The organism is Synechococcus sp. MIT S1220 (genome assembly GCF_047303025.1).
GTDB lineage: Bacteria > Cyanobacteriota > Cyanobacteriia > PCC-6307 > Cyanobiaceae > Parasynechococcus.
Genome location: NZ_CP138939.1, coordinates 958,622 through 981,004, shown reverse-complemented (window position 1 = coordinate 981,004; position 22,383 = coordinate 958,622). Strand labels below are relative to the sequence as shown.

General features: G+C 47.7%; 22 protein-coding genes. 15 read left to right on the top strand and 7 right to left on the bottom strand.

All coding sequences use genetic code 11. The annotated features are described in order from the left end of the window. The first annotated feature begins 67 nt into the window (after window positions 1-67). The 3 genes from cobJ (at window position 68) to SIB64_RS04540 (ending at window position 5,458) form a co-directional block, all read left to right on the top strand. On the top strand, window positions 68-1,786 hold the full coding sequence (gene cobJ, locus SIB64_RS04550; RefSeq protein ID WP_413442113.1) for a precorrin-3B C(17)-methyltransferase: 1,719 nt from the start codon (window positions 68-70) through the stop codon (window positions 1,784-1,786). Window positions 1,787-2,836: 1,050 nt separating this feature from the next. Then, complete coding sequence (locus tag SIB64_RS04545; RefSeq protein ID WP_413442112.1) at window positions 2,837-3,358, top strand: Crp/Fnr family transcriptional regulator; 522 nt, start codon at window positions 2,837-2,839, stop codon at window positions 3,356-3,358. A 501-nt stretch (window positions 3,359-3,859) separates the two neighbouring features. Further along, window positions 3,860-5,458 (top strand): iron uptake porin, encoded by a 1,599-nt coding sequence (locus SIB64_RS04540; RefSeq protein ID WP_413442111.1) that lies wholly within the window; start codon window positions 3,860-3,862, stop codon window positions 5,456-5,458. 115 nt (window positions 5,459-5,573) lie between these two features. On the opposite strand, the gene SIB64_RS04535 is transcribed toward SIB64_RS04540, so the two are convergent. Together SIB64_RS04535 and SIB64_RS04530 are read right to left on the bottom strand one after the other, a co-directional pair. Next, window positions 5,574-5,804 carry a hypothetical protein gene (locus tag SIB64_RS04535; protein ID WP_413442110.1) on the bottom strand — a complete coding sequence of 77 codons (231 nt, stop codon included), beginning with the start codon at window positions 5,802-5,804 and terminating at the stop codon, window positions 5,574-5,576. Between the two features lie 88 nt (window positions 5,805-5,892). Further along, entirely contained in the window at window positions 5,893-6,558 is a 666-nt protein-coding gene (locus SIB64_RS04530; RefSeq protein WP_413442109.1) for a Fe2+-dependent dioxygenase, read from the bottom strand. A gap of 125 nt (window positions 6,559-6,683) precedes the next feature. Here SIB64_RS04530 and SIB64_RS04525 point away from each other — a divergent pair, with 125 nt between their 5' ends. The 8 genes from SIB64_RS04525 to SIB64_RS04490 all read left to right on the top strand — a co-directional run bounded on the left by SIB64_RS04525 (window position 6,684) and on the right by SIB64_RS04490 (window position 14,157). After that, window positions 6,684-7,697, top strand: coding sequence for an extracellular solute-binding protein (locus SIB64_RS04525; protein WP_413442108.1), 1,014 nt, complete (start codon window positions 6,684-6,686; stop codon window positions 7,695-7,697). 188 nt (window positions 7,698-7,885) lie between these two features. Further along, entirely contained in the window at window positions 7,886-8,467 is a 582-nt protein-coding gene (locus SIB64_RS04520) for a ferritin (RefSeq protein WP_413442107.1), read from the top strand. A gap of 53 nt (window positions 8,468-8,520) precedes the next feature. After that, window positions 8,521-9,429 carry a phycobilisome rod-core linker polypeptide gene (locus SIB64_RS04515; RefSeq protein ID WP_413442106.1) on the top strand — a complete coding sequence of 303 codons (909 nt, stop codon included), beginning with the start codon at window positions 8,521-8,523 and terminating at the stop codon, window positions 9,427-9,429. Between the two features lie 548 nt (window positions 9,430-9,977). Further along, on the top strand, window positions 9,978-10,271 hold the full coding sequence (locus SIB64_RS04510; protein WP_413442105.1) for a 2Fe-2S iron-sulfur cluster-binding protein: 294 nt from the start codon (window positions 9,978-9,980) through the stop codon (window positions 10,269-10,271). A 374-nt stretch (window positions 10,272-10,645) separates the two neighbouring features. Beyond that, window positions 10,646-11,680 (top strand): chlorophyll a/b binding light-harvesting protein, encoded by a 1,035-nt coding sequence (locus tag SIB64_RS04505; RefSeq protein ID WP_413442104.1) that lies wholly within the window; start codon window positions 10,646-10,648, stop codon window positions 11,678-11,680. 441 nt (window positions 11,681-12,121) lie between these two features. Further along, window positions 12,122-12,325, top strand: coding sequence for a hypothetical protein (locus tag SIB64_RS04500; protein WP_413442103.1), 204 nt, complete (start codon window positions 12,122-12,124; stop codon window positions 12,323-12,325). A 107-nt stretch (window positions 12,326-12,432) separates the two neighbouring features. After that, complete coding sequence (locus tag SIB64_RS04495) at window positions 12,433-13,185, top strand: alpha/beta fold hydrolase (protein WP_413442102.1); 753 nt, start codon at window positions 12,433-12,435, stop codon at window positions 13,183-13,185. Between the two features lie 9 nt (window positions 13,186-13,194). Next, the gene (locus SIB64_RS04490; RefSeq protein ID WP_413442101.1) at window positions 13,195-14,157 is read left to right on the top strand and encodes an NAD(P)/FAD-dependent oxidoreductase; all 963 of its coding nucleotides are present in this window, start codon (window positions 13,195-13,197) and stop codon (window positions 14,155-14,157) included. A gap of 44 nt (window positions 14,158-14,201) precedes the next feature. Here SIB64_RS04490 and fldA read toward each other — a convergent pair whose 3' ends face one another. The 3 genes from fldA to SIB64_RS04475 all read right to left on the bottom strand — a co-directional run bounded on the left by fldA (window position 14,202) and on the right by SIB64_RS04475 (window position 16,743). Beyond that, complete coding sequence (gene fldA / locus SIB64_RS04485) at window positions 14,202-14,711, bottom strand: flavodoxin FldA (RefSeq protein ID WP_413442873.1); 510 nt, start codon at window positions 14,709-14,711, stop codon at window positions 14,202-14,204. A 191-nt stretch (window positions 14,712-14,902) separates the two neighbouring features. Continuing rightward, entirely contained in the window at window positions 14,903-15,058 is a 156-nt protein-coding gene (locus tag SIB64_RS04480) for a hypothetical protein (RefSeq protein WP_413442100.1), read from the bottom strand. A 1,136-nt stretch (window positions 15,059-16,194) separates the two neighbouring features. Then, window positions 16,195-16,743: a Crp/Fnr family transcriptional regulator gene (locus SIB64_RS04475; RefSeq protein ID WP_413442872.1), complete on the bottom strand. Its 549-nt coding sequence runs from the start codon at window positions 16,741-16,743 to the stop codon at window positions 16,195-16,197. Window positions 16,744-17,097: 354 nt separating this feature from the next. Here SIB64_RS04475 and SIB64_RS04470 point away from each other — a divergent pair, with 354 nt between their 5' ends. Together SIB64_RS04470 and SIB64_RS04465 are read left to right on the top strand one after the other, a co-directional pair. Beyond that, on the top strand, window positions 17,098-18,630 hold the full coding sequence (locus SIB64_RS04470; protein ID WP_413442099.1) for an iron uptake porin: 1,533 nt from the start codon (window positions 17,098-17,100) through the stop codon (window positions 18,628-18,630). 186 nt (window positions 18,631-18,816) lie between these two features. After that, window positions 18,817-18,954: a hypothetical protein gene (locus tag SIB64_RS04465; protein ID WP_413442098.1), complete on the top strand. Its 138-nt coding sequence runs from the start codon at window positions 18,817-18,819 to the stop codon at window positions 18,952-18,954. A 180-nt stretch (window positions 18,955-19,134) separates the two neighbouring features. Here SIB64_RS04465 and SIB64_RS04460 read toward each other — a convergent pair whose 3' ends face one another. After that, window positions 19,135-19,437 carry a DUF805 domain-containing protein gene (locus SIB64_RS04460; protein ID WP_413442097.1) on the bottom strand — a complete coding sequence of 101 codons (303 nt, stop codon included), beginning with the start codon at window positions 19,435-19,437 and terminating at the stop codon, window positions 19,135-19,137. A gap of 283 nt (window positions 19,438-19,720) precedes the next feature. On the opposite strand from SIB64_RS04460, the gene SIB64_RS04455 reads away from it, so the two are divergent. Together SIB64_RS04455 and SIB64_RS04450 are read left to right on the top strand one after the other, a co-directional pair. After that, complete coding sequence (locus tag SIB64_RS04455; protein ID WP_413442096.1) at window positions 19,721-20,845, top strand: hypothetical protein; 1,125 nt, start codon at window positions 19,721-19,723, stop codon at window positions 20,843-20,845. A 158-nt stretch (window positions 20,846-21,003) separates the two neighbouring features. Then, entirely contained in the window at window positions 21,004-21,240 is a 237-nt protein-coding gene (locus SIB64_RS04450) for a chlorophyll a/b-binding protein (protein ID WP_413442095.1), read from the top strand. A gap of 662 nt (window positions 21,241-21,902) precedes the next feature. Here SIB64_RS04450 and SIB64_RS04445 read toward each other — a convergent pair. Further along, entirely contained in the window at window positions 21,903-22,124 is a 222-nt protein-coding gene (locus SIB64_RS04445) for a hypothetical protein (protein ID WP_413442094.1), read from the bottom strand. Window positions 22,125-22,383: the final 259 nt, after the last annotated feature.

Below are 22,383 nucleotides of genomic sequence, written 5' to 3'. Positions count from 1 at the left end.
TGCATTAACAAAACCTTCCCCGGGCAGAACGCTTGCCATCGGGCTGTCGCCTGCCAGCCTGCCGCTGTTGCAGCGACTGCAGCGGAAAGGATCCATCGACACGCTCGGTCCAGGAGAAGGGAACTGGTCCGAAGCCCTGGAAACGCACTGGAGTCAGGACAACGTGATCCTGTTCATCGGAGCGGCTGGCGCCGTTACGCGACTGATTTCACGGCTTCTCCGGGGGAAGGATCACGATCCGGCCGTGCTTGTGCTCGATCCCAAAGGCCAGTGGATCATTCCTCTCCTAGGCGGCCACTCCAGCGGCGCCGAACAACTGGCTCGGGAATATGCAGCTGATCTCGGCGGAGAAGCTGTTCTCACAGGGGCGGCGGCAAGCCAGCAGCGGCTAGCCCTGGATCAATTCGGTAAGGCATGGGGCTGGAAGCGAGGCGGTCGGACAGAGGCCTGGAGACAGCTCATGCAGCAGCAGGCCCGTGGGCAGATGGCAACAATCGAACAAAACAGCGGGCTTACGCCATGGAGAGACAGCGCAAACCATCCCCTCCTGGCCGAAACCGACAACAGCACAGCTCAACTCAGCATCGGCCCGGATCAGAACAGTGCTTGTCGATGGCATCCCGCCTGTGCCTGGATCGGGGTGGGATGTGAACGCAATACAAGCCTCAGACTTGTGGAACGCGCCGTTGACAAGGCACTTGAGCAGGCCGAGGTGGCCATTGAAGCCGTAGCTGGCATCGCCAGCGCCGATCGCAAAGCCGATGAAGCAGCCTTGCTCACTCTGGTCAAGCAACGCCAGTGGACATTTCGGACCTTCTGCGCTGAGGAACTCAACCAGGTCGCTGTACCAACACCCTCGGAACGGGTTCGCGACGAGATGGGAACCGCGTCTGTCGCCGAAGCGGCAGCACTTCTGGCCTCAGGGCAAACGGGGAAGTTGCGCCAGATCAAACGAATCGAACGGGCTGCATGCGGAGAACAGGGAGCCGCAACCGTCGCCATCGCAATCTCCCAAGAGGCCCATGCCCCACAACGCGGGGAACTGCATTTGATCGGCAGTGGGCCGGGTGACCTTTCGCTGCTCAGCACTGATGCTCGCCATGCCCTAACGCGTTGCGTGGCCTGGGTTGGCTACAGCCTGTATCTCGACCTGCTGGAGCCACTGCGGCGCATCGATCAAGCGCGCATCGAAGGGCAACTGACACGTGAATGGGACCGGTGTGAGGAGGCCTTGGCCATGGCACAGCAAGGCGCAAAGGTTGCTTTGATTTCCTCTGGTGACAGCGGGATCTACGGCATGGCGGGGCTGGCGCTGGAGCTTTGGTTGCAACAGCCTCAGGAAGCAAGGCCCAGTTTTGAGGTTCATCCAGGGATTTCGGCCCTTCAGCTCGCCGCTGCACGGGTTGGCGCGCCGCTGATGCACGATTTCTGCACGATCAGCCTCAGCGATCGGCTTACGCCTTGGCCTGTGATCGAACAGCGCCTGACTGCCGCAGCCGAGGGGGATTTCGTGGTCGCGCTCTACAACCCAAGATCAAAAGGGCGGGATTGGCAGCTCGGTCGTGCTCGAGAGCTGCTGCTGAACAAGCGCGATGGATCGACACCAGTCGCCGTTGCCCATCAACTGGGGCGCGTGGATGAGAAAGTGAGCCTGACGACGCTGGACGCTCTCGATCCTGTGAGTATCGACATGCTCACATTGGTCCTGGTCGGGAACAGCAGCACGTACCTCATTAACGGACGGATGGCAACGCCAAGGGGGTATCCAGGCAGCCAAAAACACTGATAAGCCCCTCGGAGCAGCCACACGACAGCCATTCGACTCTCAAGGAGACAGATACTCTTCCGTTACGGGTTGGGCCAAGAGCGCAAGAGCTGAAGACCCCATCCACGGATGTCGCGGAGTGACACCTACTCCTGACGATGAACCACCCATGCGCCGAACAAAGAACCATTTGATCTCCCCATGGCATTCGCATTTTTCGCCAGAGGGGGGCTGCGAATGGACAACACCCCATGAACCTGAGGCGGGAATGACAGTGCCCTCAGACGTGACGGCTCTTCAATTCGTTGAATCAACTCACTGAAAACGACTTGATGAGGGGCTACCCCGTACAGATATGCCAATTGGGAGGCTCAACAGATTTGTGCCAAAGAACACATCAAACGACAGCAAATCAAAAATTGGAATGACTTACAGCTGACGAACGAAAATGGTGCCCTCAAAAAAAACCGTCGCGATCAGAGCCCTAGGCATGACAGGCTGGTATCATTTTGAGAGTCTGTTGAACCTGTAGCAAGCATCACGAGCAGACGTAGGGATTTAAAAGACAACTTTCATACGTATCAATTAAATTCCAACGATCACAAAGGCTCGACTTTTGGAGTCCAATCAGACAATTGAGTTCAGACGTCATTTAAGGCTTAATGCCTTGAGCGATTGGTGCATACGAAGAATTTCCGCGCTATCTCTCAGCGGCGCTGACGCCGAAGCGCAAGCGATGACAGATGAGCACATGGAGACGCTTCAACAAATTGATATCGATTCCACGCTCTGGTTACGCGCAGCAGATGCACCCTGACACATCAAAAAATAACAACCCGGATCGCCAGTGAGATAAACAAGCTACAGGTAAAAGATTCAAAGAAATATGCACTGTTACCATGAGATCAGGCCGAAAAGCTTAACCATGGGATTCACTTTCAGCCCACGACAACGCAATGAGAAGCAAAAAAATAATTCAAATTGGCGTATAAATTGTTACGAACTAGCCGCTCAATGAGCACGTCACCGTCCCGGCTCCCGGAGAAGCGCAGGCCGATTCGCCTTAAGGCGATGCAATCACTGGTGCTGCCTCAGGGGACGTCTCAGCATTGGCTGAAGATTGATGTTCAGAGCGGCATTCTGAGACTTGCAACATTAAAAAGCGAATCGCAAATCGAAGCGACGCTTGCGCTGATGTCACCAGCAGAATGCGGAACATTTCGCCAACCCAGGAATTATCAGCTTTTGATTGAAGCTGTTACAGACGTCTGCTTAGAAATCAGCCAAGAAACACAGCCAAATCTAGACGAAGAGGACTTCTTATCACAGTGGCTTTTCGAGCTTTACATCATTAGACATCCCTCAAAAGCCGACGAAAGACTGACAGCACTGATCAAACTCCTCATCGAACGCTTCGGGAAGAGGACAACCGAAGGTTTTCGACTCGAATTTCTTTTGTCGCATCATCGCATCGCTGAGATCATAGGTACGACGCGATCTACGGTCAGCAGAGCAATAAGCAAAATGCGGTCACAAGAACTCATTAAAATTGATGAAATGAAAAATGCCATAACATGCCAACTGAATATTTAAGAAGCACAACACAGAAGTTAAAGGCTATCCGCGTCCACAGCGACAAGATCCGCCCTTCCACTTGGAACATTTAGATTTTTTGCAGCTCTTCTTCTTTTGTGTTTTAAAACTGACTTCCCTTTTTTCAAAAGACAATTGGTCAGCCATCAGACCTGGAAGCTCTTACCAAATGATACCAGCAGAGAGATGACATGTTGCACCCAGCAACAAGCTTCGTTAAACAAAACGGGGCGAACATTGAGGGGAAACATTTGTCACTTACCAGGACGTCATTCGACCATTGACGATGTCACCCGAGAACTATAAAGAATTTGTTGCCTGTGGCTGTGGCCATCGGATGACTCACGCCAAACAAGAAAGGGTAACCAGGGTGCCCTCTTTTTTGCACTGAATTATTGTAAAAAAAGTCACACCATAAGACGTCGTTTGTTCTTGTCGATACTTTTTTCTTCTCCAAAATAAATAGGCTCCCGTAGGGGGCATTCCTGTGTGAGGAACCTCATGAAACTCTTCCAGCAGCTGCTGGTGGCGCCTGCCGCTCTCGGCCTTCTGGCTCCTGTGGCGGCCAACGCCGCTGACCTGAACATCAACGGCGTGTCGGACTACGCGTCCGACGAAGACATTGAGCAGGTCACCAGCATCACCCAGTTTTCTGACGTCTACCCGACCGACTGGGCTTACCAGGCACTGGCCAACCTGATCGAGCGTTACGGCTGCGTCGCCGGCTATCCCAACGGCAGCTTCAGCGGCAACCGGGCGATGACCCGTTACGAGGCTGCCGCTCTGCTGAACTCCTGCCTCGACAGTGTCACTGAATTAACTGACGATCTTGCTCGTCTGATCAAGGAATTCGAGCGTGAGCTGGGGATCATCCGCGGCCGCGTTGACGGTCTGGAAGCCCGCGTCGGCGAACTGGAAGCCACCCAGTTCTCCACCACCACCAAGCTCAAAGGCTCGGCCACCTGGGTGATGGGCGCTGTGAAGTACGACGACCGGGATGAGTGCAACGACGAATCACCGGGCTCCTGCACTAGCGATGCGTTCAACTTCGCCTATCGCTCCACCCTGAATCTGAACACATCCTTCACCGGTAAGGATCTCCTTTACACCCGTCTGCGTGCGGGTAACTACGGCGCTACCAACCCGTTTAACCAGAGCGATTCTTATTTAGCGGCTGCAAAGGGTGGTGACAACACTCTGAAGGTCGACAAGATGTGGTACACCTTCCCGATGGGCAGTGAGTTCAAAGTCACTGTTGGTGCACTCATCGAGAACTATTACATGGTCGAAACACCGACCCGTTACAAGCCGATCCTGAAAGCTTTCAAACTGGGTGGATACGGTGCGGTCATGGGTGCCAGCACAGGTCAAGGTTTCGGTGTCCAATGGCGCCAGAACGTGGCTCCAGGTGAAGCAGCTTGGAATGCGGCAGCCAACTACGTTGCTGATGGTGGCGATGGAGCCAAGGGCGATTCCAAGGAAGGCATGTTCGGCGAAAATACCGATGCTTACTTCCTGAGCCAAATTGGTTATGGAAACCGTAAGTGGTACATCTCTGCTCTGTATGCGTTGAAAAATGCCGGACAAAAAGAGGTCTGCGTTACCGACGAAGCAGGCGTAGAAACCTGCAGTATCAGTTCGGGGGCAAAAGCAGCGATGGGGTATTCCACTCCCAGGGCTAAGGACCTTGGCCATCCTCTGAGCGCCGTTGGCCTGCGCGGCTACTGGTCTCCTGATGATTCCGGCTGGGTTCCTTCGATCAGCGCCGGTATTGATTTCGGCTGGGCCGAGAGCGAATATGACGGTAACTCTGAAGCCGTCAAAGGCTGGTTGGTTGGTTTGAACTGGAAGGATGCCTTCATGGAAGGCAATAAGCTGGGCCTGGGCTTCGGCTCCTACTCGAGCTATGCCACAGCTGTAAAGGGCCAGGGCTATCCAGACGACACCAACTTCGCCATCGAGGCTTATTACGATTTCCGCGTTACCGACAACATCACAGTGACCCCAGCAATCTTCTGGGTTGATGATGCCAAGGGTCAGGAGCAAGTTGACGGTGCCAACAAACTTGGTGGTCTTGTGAAGACCTCATTCAAGTTCTAATTTAAACAATCGAAACAAAATAGAAAGGCGCCAATTGGCGCCTTTTTTTTGACTCCATTACGTTTTGCAAGTCAAACCAATAATCTTTGAAATCAGTGAAAAAAGAACGTATCAATCACCAGCAGTTTTCACCCTCACCAATGGGTACACAGATGTCTTCCTCTTCAGCTTTTTTCTGTAAAGCTTCAGCATCCTGATCGAGGGTGCTCTTTTCATCAACACCCTGATCCGTATTCCACTCTTTTAAACCACCCGCATCTTGCGCGTAGGAAAGCGTAGTTGTACTTGAAGCAAGTAAAAGCGAAGACGCTGCTAAGAAGATGGAAACAGGTGAAGCTTTAGCCATAGATGCCAATGCAATACCACATTATCGACAGACTTCAAAACTTAAGTAAAGTCATTTCGCACAAGCCTGAGTAATAAAAGTCACATCATTAGCCGGCCAGCCTGCGAACGGCATTCGCATAGGCCTGGTAGATGAGATCCAATTCGGCTGAACGACCATGGCGGGCCAGCAGGCCCTTGGCACCAGCATCAAGATTGAAAAGCAGAAGCCGATCTTCGTGGGAGGGGACATAACTCTCGATCCAGCCAACACAGACAAGTCGGACACCAGAAGTGATTTCTCGAACGCAATGAAGGGCAGTACTTGGATAGATAAGAACCTCACCTGCAGCAAGTTTGTAGGAATCAGATCCCTGCATATTTTGAACTTCAAGTTCACCGCCACAGTAAGATGACGGCTCCGTTAAAAACAAAGTGAAGGACAAATCACGGCGCCCCAGCTTTGCAAAAGGATTATCGACATGCCATCCATAACCATCGCCAACCTCGGATCGCGAAAACAAAATGGAATGGACCCTGCGAACGAGAGAAAAACTCTTGATCAGGGGATGAGCTTTTAGCCTACTTGAAACAATTTGAGTTGCCTTCTCGCATTCCTTGGAGGATGGATTCAGCTGTTTATTGCTTTTTACTTTTGCCGCAAATTCACCTGCGGTCAAACGACCGTCCAGCCACAAACTTTCATCTGAGATCAAGAGATCACCAAGCTGTGCAACCTCGTCGGCGTGGAGCAAAGACGTGCTCAGAATATCCATAGACAACAGACCTTAAGTGCGATCGTAGCCAAGGACAGCACGTACATTATATACAGTTATGTTGTGCAAATATCACTGGCAGCTCCGCCCCGATAACTATCCTGAAAAGTATGAGTTTAACAAGAATGAAAAAACTTTCTCTTGCAGCAGCTGGTTTGCTCCTCACTGTTGGGATCGCAACACCTTCGGCTTCACGTGCCCGTGAGGTAAGGGTCTATTCAGGGCGCCATTACAACACCGATCGCCAGGTATTTAAAGCCTTTAGTGAAAATACTGGGATCAAAATTCGTTTGATCGAAGCGACAGGAATTTCGCTTGTGGAACGCCTTAAGCGTGAAGGCTCCAATTCCAAAGCTGATGTCATTTTGCTGGTGGATGCTGCTCGGATTAATAATGCAGCTGATGCAGGGCTGCTTGCACCAATTCAATCTACAAAATTACAACAAGATGTGCCAGCTAAGTACCGAGATCCAAAAAACAGATGGTTTGGATTAACCCGACGTGTTCGTGCCATCATCGTTAATCCAAAGAAAGTTAATCCCAGTTCAATCAAAACATACGCAGACCTGGCAAAGCCTGAATTCAAAGGGCAATTATGTCTTCGTAAGCGCAAAAACGTCTACAACCAATCACTCGTTGCTGACCAAATCATCCTGAAAGGTCAAGCCAAAGCAACACAATGGGTCAAAGGAATGGTCGCCAACGTAGGGCAGCCATTCTTCAGTGGTGATGTTTCCCTTATTCGTGCTGTTGGTCAAGGAAAATGTGGTATTGGTGTGGTTAACCACTATTACCTAGCGAGAATGCAGGCAGGGAAAACTGGTGCAAAGGACAAAGAGCTGGGTAATGCAATCAAATTGATCATGCCCAACCCAGCACATGTCAATATCAGTGCAGCTGGAATGGCAAAGTCAGCAAAAAACAAATCAGAAGCCATACAACTGATCGAGTATTTGGCTTCAGCGAAAGGAAGCCGAGAGATTTCAGGGCCAACCTATGAATATCCTTTGAAAGGTTTTGGGAATGCAAGTCAGTTAAAAGCATTTGGTCAATTCAATCCAGATAATGTATCGATAAGCCAACTGGGCAAAACACAACCAAAAGCCATACAAATCATGGCGGCAAGTGGTTGGAAATAAGTTCTAACTCCATTCAGAAATAACGGAAAGAGAAATTAAGGTTGTGATCTAATTGTGGATTACAACCTTATTTTTTATTGAGAATGGACATCGCAATCGATGGTGCAAATCTCACAACAGCAATGCGGCGGTGCACGGCAAGCGGTATCATTTAAACACTTATATCGCCCAAATGGGCAGAATATTGAATGCCGACCCCACAACCATCGATTCAATCATCGGTGGACCTACTGCTGGGTCCATCCGGACGAGCTATTGCGGAGGCGATGGAGAGTGATCTTCTCCATGCAATTCAGCATCATTTGAACCAGGAGCGGCAGGCACATGTTGCCTATTTTGCAGCTGCGATCTGGTGTGCAGAAAGAGAGTTAAGAGGTTTTGCAAGCTATTTCAGCGAAGAATCAAAAAATGAACATATTCATGCTGAAAAATTTGGCGAATACCTTATTTCTAGAGGGCAAACGGTCCAGCTTGATTCACTCGAACGTCCAAAACAGTCTTGGACCTCAATAGAAGATACTGTGGCAACATCCTTCCTAATGGAATCAGATCTTACAACATCTCTTCAGCAACTTTATGCAATGGCTGAACGGAGTAGTGACATCAGGACAACTGTATTTCTTGATCCTATGATTGAAAAGCAAAATCAGGCCGAGCATGAGTTTGCTCATTTGCTAGGACGTGTTCGGTTCGCAGACAATCATCCTTCTGCTCTACTCATCATCGATAACGAATTAAGCCAAGGAAAACATCAGCCGGCTCAACTTTAAAACAAAGCGAATCAGGTGGATTATTTTTCAAAGAATAAACTTGTACAAAATCATTGAAAATTACTGGAGAAGCGAATGAAACAGCCGCCACGCTCTTTAAACAACTACTGATTGACTTTTTATACAAAATGCTTGCAAATAATTTGCTTGGCATTCACAACCAAGCAGATTCTGGACGAGAAGGCCTACTGTTAAGACGATTCTCCCGCCGTATGAAATCCAACTTACCAACGTTGCCGTTCGAGCTGAAAACTCAAAATTCGCGTGTTTTAACACTCAATGCAGAAAAAGAAAAATTTGACCCTTCAGATAGAATATCAACAATAGAAGCAACCATCGAAAAATGTTATAAGCAGATTTTATTCAGCCCTCTTCAATCAGACCGCGATCAATTTTTAGAATCTCAGCTGCGCAATGGAAGCATAACAATTCGAGACTTCATCAGAGGTCTTCTTCTCTCCGATTACTTCTACCAAAAATATGTATTGTGTAATAATAATGAGCGTGTAGTTAAGCAAGTCATTGGAAGGGCCCTCGGCAGATACACCTATTCCGATAGTGAAGTAAGATCCTATGCAGTAAAAATAGCAGAAATTGGTTTTTCAAATTATGTTGATTATCTCCTAGAAAGTGAAGAATATATGAATAAATTTGGATATGATCGTGTTCCAAGCCAGACAAATCGTCGCATTACTGGTCGTGCCACTGGCGAAATACCAGTTTATCAAGCACTGCCTAGATATGGCGAAATATGGAGGGATACGCTCATAAAAAAAGGGCTAATGATGTCTATAGAAGAACATTTAAATTATAGCTCAAGGAAAATAGGTGTTAATGCATGGATTTACGAAAAGCCAACTGGTGTCTATTATCAGATATGGATTGTGAGTGTAAGCATAATTTCTGTGCTTGCCACAGTTGGGATCGTTAATCTGTCAAATGCAATCTTCACGATTCGTTGAAGCTCACTCAAAGATAACACTGGAATTACCCCTCCGAAGAAGAATCTCTAGGACCAACAAAGCTCCAAGCAGAGATTCCTACTCGAAATTTATCCTTTGACTTCTTGTAACATTTTTTTCTCACGCGATTTAATCACGTAGCATTTTATGTCACGCATGATTGATTTTGGGTGGATATAAAGATGTTCACCAATTGCTTTGTATGTCCAACCTTGTTTCCTTAGCGCAACAGCAATTTTAAGCCGCTTTGAACGCCATCCATGGACAGGGCCTAAACGATGAGAAACTCGCAAAGAATTGTCAGACATAATTGATTTAAGACTTTTTTAGCTTAAAAGAATGCCCCAGGCCAATACGACCAGATTTAACACACTTAGCAAGCAGACGATTCAAATATCCCTCTAAGAATTAATGCCTTGCAAACCATAATTTTTGAAATTAGTATAATTTGATAAGTTCGGAGGTAAGCTATTTTCCGAGGAAGGTTGAACATGCAACTGTAAAAAGGAAAACAAACGTATATCGTACGACGATGAATTTTCATTATAATGAAAAGTTTCAAGGTAGAACTTCATACTCCACTTGGAATGCGAGAATTTGAATGTCCAGATGATGAATACATTCTTGATGCAGCCGAAGAAGCAGGTATCGATATGACCTACTCCTGCAGGGCCGGGGCATGCAGCTCATGCGTTGCGCAAATCATATCGGGAACATTGGATCAGTCAGACCAAAGCTTCCTTGATGATGAACAATTGAAAGAAGGCTACTCTTTGCTTTGCGTATCTTATGCTACTTCAGAGTTAGTAGTGCGAACCAACTGCGAAGAGGAATTGTGGTGAAAAAGCAAAAATCACCTTACTAGATTTTATCTGATCAACAAACAAGGCCGATCTCGACGATAGAAACCTGACAGCGAGTCCTGTAATTCTTTTGGGGCCAGCTCGCAATGGAGTTTGTTTCTTTGAGCTTGAGAAGGCAAACAAGGACAAAAATCCTAAAGAGGCAGATGTAGCATTTTTGACGCTCTGTAAGTAATTAAAGCACATTTTTAAGTTATAAAATATTAATCGTTGCAAGGAATATGTGTCACATTGATTAGTATAAAAGAGCAGATCGAACGCGTAATTTGATTCAGTGCCAGAAAGAAATGTGAACTGACCAATGAGAGAAGCAGCATGGATGTTTACTCTTTTTATGCCCGACACTCTCGTTCATGCAGTCCTATGGAAACCCATCAGTCTCGTATGACTGGTGGGCAGGCAATTCAGGAGTAGCCAAACGCTCAGGTTCATTCATTGCCGCTCATGCGGCTCATGCTGGCCTCATCATGTTCTGGGCCGGCGCATTCACACTGTTTGAACTAGCGCGGTACAACAGTGGTGTACCGATGGGAGAGCAGGAGTTGATTCTTCTTCCTCACCTCGCAGGCTTAGGACTCGGTCTTGGTGAAGGTGGTGTGATTATCAATACAGAACCATATATCGCAATAGCTGCATTTCATCTGGTCTCGTCAGCTGTGCTTGGAGCTGCAGGCATTTGGCATACATTGCGAGCGCCGAAAAACTTATCAGAAGCGGAGGGTCGAGCCAGCAAATTCCACTTTGAATGGGATGATCCAAAAAAACTGACCTTCATTCTGGGCCATCATCTGATCTTCCTTGGCTTAGGGGTCATCGCATTTGTTGAATGGGCGCAGCGTCATGGCATCTATGACACTGCAATCGGCGCAGTACGCAAAGTTGAACCAAACATTGATCTTGCAATGGTTTGGGGTTACCAGACTAATTTCCTGTCGATCAGCAGCTTGGAAGATGTAATTGGAGGACACGCTGTTCTTGCTTTCATTCTGACGATTGGTGGTGTATGGCACATTATTTCAAGCCCCTTTGGACCATTTAAAAAAGTCTTGATTTTCTCCGGTGAAGCGATTCTTTCCTATTCCTTGGCTGGAATTGCACTGATGGGGTTTGTGACCAGTATCTGGTGTGCACAAAATACAACAATTTACCCAACCGAACTTTATGGTGAAGCCCTCAAGCTTAACTTTGCTTTCTCGCCATATTTCAGCGACACGGTAACACTGGCTGGTAATGCTCATACAGCAAGAGCGTGGCTTGCGAATACTCACTTCTACCTTGCGTTCTTCTTCCTCCAGGGGCATTTCTGGCATGCTCTTAGGAGTATGGGATTCAATTTCAAGAGCGTTTCTCAAGCGTTTGAAAATATGGAAACAGCAAAAATCAGCTGAACTGATTTTATAGTCTCGCTTATACTCCTCCCTCTTCGAGGGAGGAGTTTTTTTATACCACGCCGATTGAAGCTAGGCGATTTTACTTGTCCCTGAATTCGCTTCTTGGCGAACGGAGAAGGCATCTAGAGCTGGCTAGAGTTGTCATATCGATCGTCATTGAGTCACAGGAAATGTGTTCAGGTTTGACCATTGGCAATTTAGAAAGTTCACGCATCCACATATCCCAACTATTGAGTGTTTCATTCATAAGCATAAAACCTCTAAAATACAAGTTGTAGGACTAATTCAATTCTAAAAAGTGATGACATCAGAGCTTGTTCATCGATAGCATCGAGAGAGCAAGGAAACTACTGAGCAGGCGATCATTGATTACATCAGATGGGCTGTCGCAATGGGACGATGGAGATCATTCAATAAAAAGACAAAGCCTTAAAAACCTTGGCAACAACAACGTCGACAGCATCCAACCAATCCAAAATAGTTGGTATTTACCTTGATGCAGTGACTTTCCAAAGCATCACAGAAGAAACATTCTCAGATCTGACACAGCTTGAGGCCAACGCTGATCCCGTGGAGCAGCGTTTGGTTTGTTCGCTGAAACGTCAAGTCAAAACAAAAAAAATTAAACTAAAAACGTGCTGAATCTAGGTTCATTGCACGGATGCGAATGTAGCTTTTAAGGCAAGGAGATGTAGTTTCCTTCAATCTGGAAATGGGCAAAAATCCGACAATCTCTAAAACATCACCACATGGGTAGTCCAGAGATTATTTGGTTGGATATTCAGCCCAGCCTATATGGATTTAACTGTCGCCTCGTCCGCCTTCTAACAGCGTCCAGAAGAGTTAAGCGATGGTCATTTCAGCACGACCCTGATGAGGCTTGCACCATAGACACAATTCACAACCTCCTGCGCGAATCGATAGTTTCCTCGAAACAACGCCCTCATGTGGTTGCTCATGGGATTAGCGGAACCATAGCCTGCTTGTTTGCACAACAATATCCTGAGATTTTGAGCTCTCTTACTCTCTTATCAGTCGATACAAATAATGCCAACCACTGGACCTCGCATTATCATGTAATGCGAGGTCAATTACCTTGCAGCAGAGACAAGATCCTTGCAAATTTGGCTTCAAAGCTGTTTGATGTTGATGATCAAAGAATCATCGCAACTCTCGCAAAGTTAATGGCAAAATGCCTAGATTGTGATTTTGTCATCAGTTCTTTGTTTTCAAACAGCCTAAGCGGTCACCTGCAAGCCCCAAAAGTACCTACATTAATAATTAATGGAAATCACGATTTTGTTGTAGATAAAGCCGCAAAAACACGTTGGAATAGCAAATTAAAACTTGGTGATCACTACGATTCAGTTGATACTGGAAGGCATTTCTTCCATTTTCATAAGCCAGCTTTAACCGCCAAGAAGATCAACGCTTTCCTCGATATGATTCCAACATCTTCATTCCCAGACGTAGCTCCGACCAACTCGCTCACTGCACGCTAAGATCCTTAGATGGAAAACGAAAATCTCCACTATGATGTTGTCATCATTGGTGGTGGACCAGCGGGATGCAGCTGTGCTCTGTACACATCCAGATCCTCCTTAAAAACTTGCATTCTCGATAAAAATCCAGCGGTAGGAGCTCTGGCAATCACTCATAAAATTGCAAACTATCCTGGAGTAAGTCGAGAAACTTCAGGTGCTGATTTATTGCAACTGATGAGAGATCAGGCAATAAGTTACGGAACCGAATATGTCCAAACGCAAGTTTATGGCGTTGAAACCAATGAGGATATCAAAACTGTCTACACTCCTGAGGGTACTTTTAAAGCCAGAACACTGGTTTTAGCAACTGGTGCGATGGGTCGAACATCAACACTTCCCGGCGAAGATGAATACCTAGGCAGAGGTGTTAGCTATTGTGCGACGTGCGATGGTGCTTTTTACAAGAATCAGGAAGTCGTCGTTTATGGAAGCAATCAAGAAGCCATCGACGAAGCACTGGTTCTCACCAAGTTTGCCTCGTGCGTTCATTGGATTACTAACAAAAAACCCGGTACTTCTTTGAATGGAGTTGACATCCTACATAGTGCTGAAAATGTTCGGCAATGGGAGAGAACAAGTGTGGTGGCCATCCAGGGAAATGACGAAGGCGTAAATTCCGTTGAGCTAAAACAAAAAAGTTCGGGTGAAACCATCTCACTGAATACAACAGGTGTTTTTGTTTATTCAACTGGCAATCTCCCAATCACAGATTTTTTGCATGGACAGGTAACATTAAATGCGGAAGGAGGAGTTTGTGTTGATGAAAATATGATGACTGAAATTTCTGGCGTTTGGGCCATTGGAGATATTAGAAATACACCTTTCAAGCAGGCTGTCGTCGCTTGCGCAGATGGATGTATTGCAGCGATGGCAATTGATCGGTTTCTTAATCAAAGAAAGAATTTTCGTCTCGATTGGGTTCATCAATAAAAAAGCGCCCTATTTCAGGGCGCTTAATCTTCTTAATTGTTAATTCAAGCTTCCGATTGAATCTGTTTCACCCAGTTGCTGAGACGTTCATCTGTCATTTCTGACTCATTGTCTTCATCGATTGCCAGACCGCAGAATTTGCCATCTATAACACTTTTAGAGTCATCGTATGTATATCCATCAGTAGGAACTTTGCCAATCAACTTGGCTCCGGATTGCAAGAACGCGGTATAAAGTTCTTCCATCGCATCACAAAAGAAATCCGAATACCCGGAGGAATCTCCCAGACCGAGGATCGCGACTGGCTTGCCCGCAAAATCCAATCCAGGAATCTCCTGGGCATAATCATCCCATGCTGTTCCAGATCGAGCTTCATCAGCACCGGTATTCCAAGTCGGCACGCAACAGATCAGAGCTTCGGCCGAAACCAACTCGTCTGAGGAGCTGATGTTATCAACATCCTTGGCTTCCGTTCCTGGGAGAAGATCCTTCAGGCGATCAGCGATATCCTCTGTTTTGCCCGTGGATGTTGCAAAAAAAATGGTGAAGGCCATTGGCTTCCTGCTTGCCAGAAGATTCTGGGTGACGAACAAACCTCACGCAGAAAACATGATCATGATACTTGTAATGAACGACGCACTTCCATGTCAAGTCGCGATCAACGGATGGAGGCGATAAGGAGCTCAAGCCAAAGTTTTTAACAACAACAAATAGCTTTTAGGATGATGTTGTTGACTCAATGTGTTTAATCGAAGTTATTAACCTTGCTTTGACGAAACTCTGAAAGAGCTTGATCAAAACCCGCTTCTCGCACTCTGGCAAGCCAAATTTTACGTTCTTGAGGGTCCGACTCGATGAAGTCTACAAATTTCTCAAGCACTTCTTTACCTGCAAGCACCATAATGCCGGCGTACAGGATGAAAGTTTAGGAGGGAATCGGCGCAATACTCAAGCCATGAACATATTCATGTAAAATTTAATTCCATCAATAAAATGATCATTAATTATCTAAAAAAAATTTGTTAATAGGGTTTCTCCTCAAATAAAGGAAACAATCCCAATCCAAACAACCCCTTCCAACCCTGCCGATTCACCAACGACAAGGTCGGGTGCATATGGGGCTGTCAATCCCACTACAGGATGACTTTTGTATTGTGGCTGCTGAATCAATTCGGCGACACGTTTGATGCACTAGACGTTCGTGACGAATCGATCACTCTAGGAGATCATCTAGGTACGACATTGAGCAGATTCGTAGCGATCTCTCAGCACTCCAGGCTGATTGAGTGCTGAGATTTGATGGTGATCGCTACCGAGAGGGTTGTCGCTCCAACTCTCGGCTCGGTTCGGGGACGTGAACCAATTTCATTATTTCCGCTCGAGTTATCAAGTGATGTTGCCACTGATCCCAAGGCCTGTGGCGGAAGATTCTTTGTTGGGTTCGTCGAAGCGAAACGACGATCCAAAACGATACAGACCCCTCCCACCTCCGATCAACCATCAAGACCGGAGGCAGTTCGTTTGGGGCTGTCGGTCCCGTCCAAGGACGACAACTGTATTATCAAGTTTCGCGCTCAAGAAAAAGAAACAATCGCTGTATATGGAGGTAACATATGAACAATTGTTCTCTCAACATTTTACCGAAATACTTCTCAGTCCAAGCAGACAAAAATAGCCCGGCGAGAAGCATCGAGCTATTTTTGCTACACCAATCTTCACTGGAATTGCAAGTTTAAATGATGTCAGGATCTCGCCATGCTCTGCTGGCTCGAAACCAACAGAGAGCGGCGAATAATTTCATCTAATAAAGACAAACACAAACACTCCATTCCTGCTTGCCTTTTTAGAAATACAGATATCTTCTGAATTTCAAGACTTCGCAACGAGAGAGAGTCAAACTCGTTCTGAAGCCGTTGAACAAGCTGAATATTGAAGCATCTTTGCTGTGCTCGACGAATGTCGATCCTCCTTCGCCAGATGCACTCGGCTTCTCGACAAAGACTCCCAAGAACGCTGTCAGCCATCTTTCATCCTCATTCAAAAGCTAAGCGGTGAGCTTTCAATTAGTTCTGGAGAGAAGCGCATCACAAGATCGCCTCCACTCATGTCAAGCAACTCAGCTTGTCGCCATTTCGAAAGCAGCCTGGTTGTGGTGACTCGCGTTGCCCCAATCAACTCACCAAAACGATCATGGGTTAACCGAAACGGCAATTGGAAGGCGTCACTACAGCGCAGGCCAAGTCTGTTGACAAGCAAGGCGAGCAATGCATGCAAACGCTGTTCAGCCTGACCAAGGTGGCGAACTCTCAGCAGCTGCAGTGTCCATTCATTCACCGCATCCACTCCCCGCTCTTCCTCCCCAACGGCATCACGACGGAATTTCAGTGCCGTCAAGGCCTCAACGCAGGCCCCGTCACTGCACAGACGGTCGGTCCGCAGCCGATCTCCCGACTGAAGAAACGCCAATGTCATTCCCTCCGTCTCTTCACAGGGGCAATAGACGCGACAAACACCCTCCATCACTTCGAGAACTGTGGCTTGTCCACGACCAGCAGGATCCAGGAGAACGGTCTGGAGCCTCGGCATCGCCATCGGCGCAACCGGGTCATCCGGCAGAAATCTGTAGGCGGACACGGTCACCGGCTAATGAAATTGAGAATTGCTTGCAACAGTAATGGCAGGCGTGCAGAAATGCAAGTCATTCTCAATAGCAACAAGCAAGCCGCGCTTTCGGGCTCAAATCCAAACAAAAATCACCTCAATCTGAGGCTTCTGGGCGGCAACAGCGTGCGATTTTCTCCACACAAACGCGCAAAGCGCACACTCGATCCGTCAAAGGCTCCACATGTCAGAAAATCATTAAATTCTGTTTGGTGTGATCTGTCGTTATTTGTGCAGCGGGTTTGTCCCCCACTTGTCGGATTAGCAGCAACTGTGAACGTGGTGCTGGCACCCGTGCCGACTCTGGCCGCTGACCTGAACATCAACGGCGTGTCGGACTACGCGTCCGACGAAGACATTGAGCAGGTCACCAGCATCACCCAGTTTTCTGACGTCTACCCGACCGACTGGGCTTACCAGGCACTGGCCAACCTGATCGAGCGTTACGGCTGCGTCGCCGGCTATCCCAACGGCAGCTTCAGCGGCAACCGGGCGATGACCCGTTACGAGGCTGCCGCTCTGCTGAATACCTGCCTCGACCGCATCACCGAAATCACCGGCGAACTGCGTCGCCTGATCAAGGAATTCGAGCGTGAGCTGGCGATCATCCGCGGCCGCGTCGACGGTCTGGAAGCCCGCGTCGGTGAACTGGAATCGTCTCAGTTCTCCACCACCACCACCAAGTTGGACGGACAAGCCACATTCGTGGTGAATGGCAATGCCTTCAAGGGGTCCGCTGGTGGTGTGGTCTCCAATCAAAACAGCAGGCTCGGCGCCGCCAATCTGCTGTTTGATCTCGAGCTCAACCTTGAGACGAGTTTCAGCGGGAAAGACCAGCTCAACACAACCCTGCGTGCGGCCAACTTCAGTGACGACAGCAGCCTGAATGGAACACCAAGCACCAGCTCCGCCCTGGATAGCGCCTTTTCTGCCAATGCCAGCGGCGAACCCATCCTGGCCATCGACAAAATCTTTTATACGTTCACCCCAGCAACCGGAGTCACCGTCACTGTGGGGCCGAATGTGGGGCAGGACGACATGTTGACGGTTTGGCCGAGCGTGTACGCCACCACCCCCATCCTGAATGTCACCACCATGGGCGGAGCCCCCATGGCATACAACCAAAACCAAGGAGCGGGTGCAGGACTCAGCTGGCAGTCAGCAAATGGCTTCAGTGTGTCCGCCAACTACGTGGCCATCAATGGAAACCGTGGTGACGCCAGGGGAGGCGGTATCGCCACAGCCCACGCTGGGGGGACCGGCACGTTCCAGGTTGCATACCAAAACAGCGCATGGACGCTGGCTGCCACCTACTCCGGCATGCAGAACGATGAGGGCTTGTTTCCCTACGGAACACCATTAGTTGTGGACAGTCTCCAGGAGAACCGAGGATTCACCCATGCCTTGGGTCTGGGAGGCTCATGGCAACCGCTGGAGAGCGGTTGGTTGCCCTCCGTCAGCGCAGGTTGGGGGATCAACTCCACCCGATACGACGGCAACGGGGACACCAAGGGCCTGGTGGAGAGCAGCCAGTCGTGGACGATCGGACTGCAATGGCAGGACATTGACAGCAGTGGACAAAGCGCCGGCATGGCGGTGGGGCAACCAGTGTTCGCGACCAGCCTCTATGGAGGGTCAACGCCAGAGGACGGCAATTACGTCTGGGAGTGTTGGTATCAACTGCAGCTGAGCGATGGCATCAGCGTGACGCCGGCCTTGTTCTTCCTGTCGCGACCCCTCGGACAACAAACACCGACCGGACGCACTGTTCAACAACTGGGAGCCCTGGTTCTCACAACGCTGACCTTCTGAACCCGAAAAGCCGTAGCGCAGCCCGGGCAAAGAACGAGACAACACAGCACATGTTCAAAACAAGGCGGATAGAGCGGGTCTTCGACGAGGTTCACCTGGGTCAGAAAAAAGAGATCAGGAAACTGAGAGGATTGATCAGGATTGGTAGACCCACCATTCGAGACTGAAAGGCATTCAGCTGCTGCCGTGACGAGCACGCTAAAGCGAAGACGCATGACAACAAATTCAACAAAAAAGAAACAATCTGCAGCCAAAGAAAACCAGCAAAACAACGGCAAATCACAAAAAAATATACTCAGAGGATGTCAAGAGCAAGAGCCCTGAGGAGCAAAATCCAAGAAAAAGATAGGGTAACGAAAGCGATGACCCTATGAAAAACAAACATAAGATTAATACAAACCTTCGCAAAAGCTTATGACGCTATCATCCAGGCTTCAACAAAATACAACAATATTGCGAAAAGAAGAAGTTCAGCACAATCGACGGAAAAATACGGCCGAAGAATCAATCGCCACCTACGGACGGACTCAGAACAATCCAAAGCAGCCAGAGAGTTCCTATCAGGGGGACCAAGCCAATAAAGACCCAAGGCCATTGCCTGCCAGTGTCTCGGATGCGTCGAATTAGGATCGCAAGGCCAGGAATAATGCAAGCAAAAAGAAACAAGAGATAAATTGGATTCGAAATCTGGGAGAGAACCGCTCCCAGAATCGCATTGACCAAAATGACCTTCCAATAGTCAATACGCTTGGTGCGCCCCTCAAAATCAAAACCCTTTTGCCAAAAGCCAGCATAAAAATCAAGCATGGTCCAAGGTCAAATCAGACTAAAAATAAGTGATTGATCCTGGCTGTCCAGACCTTTACAGATGCCGTAAATATTCTTTTTGTTAATTAGTCTCGCTTAGGGCAAGCACCTTCAAAGTGCCATCCCACAGCAAAGCAAGCATCGGCCGGATCACAAACAAATTTTAAATTCGATCAGTGTTCTCAGAGAATACAACGACTGCGACTGTCATCTTGCCTCTTTGCCATTGAAAAAATAGGGTGCCGCCATAGACTGACTGTACGCATGCAGAATTGACGCAGCGATGAGCTTTGAGACAAAATGGCTAAAAAGTCCCAAAAAAGAACGAAACCTTGAGCAACTGATTGGAAGGAATGGAACGATTCGCTATCACATTGAACAAACACCTTTCAGAGGAATACTCGAGACAGAATATGGAAATACATTTACATACAAAGTGAAGGGAACACCCCATAGGCCAGGAATCAAAAAATGGATCAGAACATTAATACAGCATCTCGACCCGATCATTAACGTCGACTTCGCGCAGGTAAAAAGCCCAGAAAAGGCTCATTTAATCTTTTTCTCTGTCAAGCATGTGAGTGCTCCCTGGGACAAAGCTACAACAGGTGAGAATATCTGGAATCCACAAGCTGGACCTGGCAATAACGGGGTCGCGTACATTCTCAGCAAAAACTCCAGATCAGCCTCCGACCAGATGGCAACAATTACCCATGAATTAGGGCATGCACTGGGATTAAAACACCCTAAAAACAAACCAAATAATCCAGAATTTTCAACGGCGACAACTGCAATGTCATACAATACTGCGATACATGAAAGCTTCTACTACAAAGATTTTTCGATCAATGACCTCAACACAATGGTTGAGCTCTGGGGAGAGGAAGACAATCCTAAAGCCAAAGTAACAACAAGAATTCCCTTTCCACTTCAAAAAAAATGCGCAGACGAATCACTCACAGTGCACCGTTTAGACGCAAATCAAAAACCGTCTCAATTCCATACTGAAGCCAATGATTACTTAATTGCCAAAGACCCGAGGGGTGAAAATGTGATTGGAGGCGGTGGAGATGACACAATCATTGGTTCGTCTGGAAACGATACACTCGGTGGGTTTGAAGGAAATGACTATCTGGACGGTGGGCCAGGCCTTGATCAGCTCTATGGGCACGCAGGTAACGACCGGTATAACGTTAAACAAGGCGAAGGTTTAGACACAATTTACTGGTTTGAGAGAGGAAAAGACATCATCCAGATTTCACATCAGGGCGGCACAGTCACTTTGAAAGAGAGTAAAGCAAATGCAACTGTTATGGTTGATAAAAAACCTATTACGATTCTGAAAGAGATCACAAGTGCGGGGTGCTTTGGTCATTTGGAAATTATTGGCAATACGTTTATTGCATAACTTGCCTGCAAGCCCTCACAACGGGGTCATACCAATCCCAAGCGGAAGCGCGTCGGACCGATCAAGGGCACAGGGCGTCGAAGAAGGCGCGAGCCAACGCCGCATCCCTTTACATTCCGTAACGAATGCTGTAACATTCGTTCATACGCGAAAGGTTCATGCCATCCCCCTCCGCTAACGACAAGTGGTTTCAAGACACCGCTGCTCGCGAAATCCATATGGCCCAGCTGAAAAGCGTCGAGCTTTTCAATGGCCGCATGGCGATGCTGGGCATCGTGATCGGCGTCATCACAGAAGGACTGACCGGTGCCGGCATCGCTCACCAAATTGGCTTGGGCGGTTTCGTTGACGGCTTTGCCGCTTGCCGCACGCAGTATCTGCCTTTCTGTTTCTGATGACTGATTACACCATTGCGATCTATTCCCTCATTCTCATCACTGGCCTCCTTACGTTTGGAGTCGTCTATGTGTTGAGACAGCCAACAGATCTTCCTGTTCTCAAGAATCAAGGATCCAATCCATGACATTCACCTCACAAGACCTGCTGGTTTTGTTTTGTAGCTTCACAACTGCATGCCTGGTTTTGAGCATCTACAAAATGAATCAACCAAGCGAAGCTTAAAACACCTCACTTGAGTATCGAGGGTTGGTTGCTCACACGGGCTGCCAACCTTTTTTTATGACAAGAATTAGAATCAACAGCCTAAACATTGAAAGGAACTAGCAGCATCCAAGTCCTTCGTCAATGGCACACGTAAACGCTGGCATTAAAATTTCAAATACCGATATTAAAAGTTGATAGCGAGATCAGGGAAGACTCAAACATTGTTTATCTTAGAGAGAATTATATTGATATTGCCAGCAGCAGATGGAAGGCAGCTGGCACGTGAGGCTGGGCACGGACAGCCTCACAACCAACCTTATGACAATTAAAACTTATATTTTTGATCCAAATAAATCATATAGCGTCGTTCGTAGAGATTACAGAAACATAAAAGTTTAACAATTTTATTCATAACAATAATTTTAACTAACAAGATATTCAGAATTGGAACCGATTAGACAACAGGATAAAAGATCTTTTGATTGATATAGCTGGGGCCAGGAAGATATGGGCCAGGAGATCCGCCACCATTGATAATATCCTTGAGAGTAAGAGGCTTACGCATTTTGATCTTCTTTGACGCCTTAGGCTTAAGGAGCTTCGCATATTCATTTTTGAAACCAGCACCATTGATTTGATGCAGTTGATCAAGACTGAGTTGTTCGTTGTCGATCATGATGAGAGTTGTGGGATTGTGATTACGTCGGGATTGCCCCCGACGATGAAACCATCATCATCGCGTTCAGAAGATCACTCAATGATGCAGCTCAAGCATTATTGTGATCGGGGTCACAACACGATGGCGAACCGATCCTGATAACCCTGTCTGGGCAGATTGAAGCAAAGATCACAATCGGGAGAACGCTTCCTGAGGCGCACATCCAAGCTTGAATAAATAATAAATCAAAAATCTATGGCAAATCAAGAATCGAAAA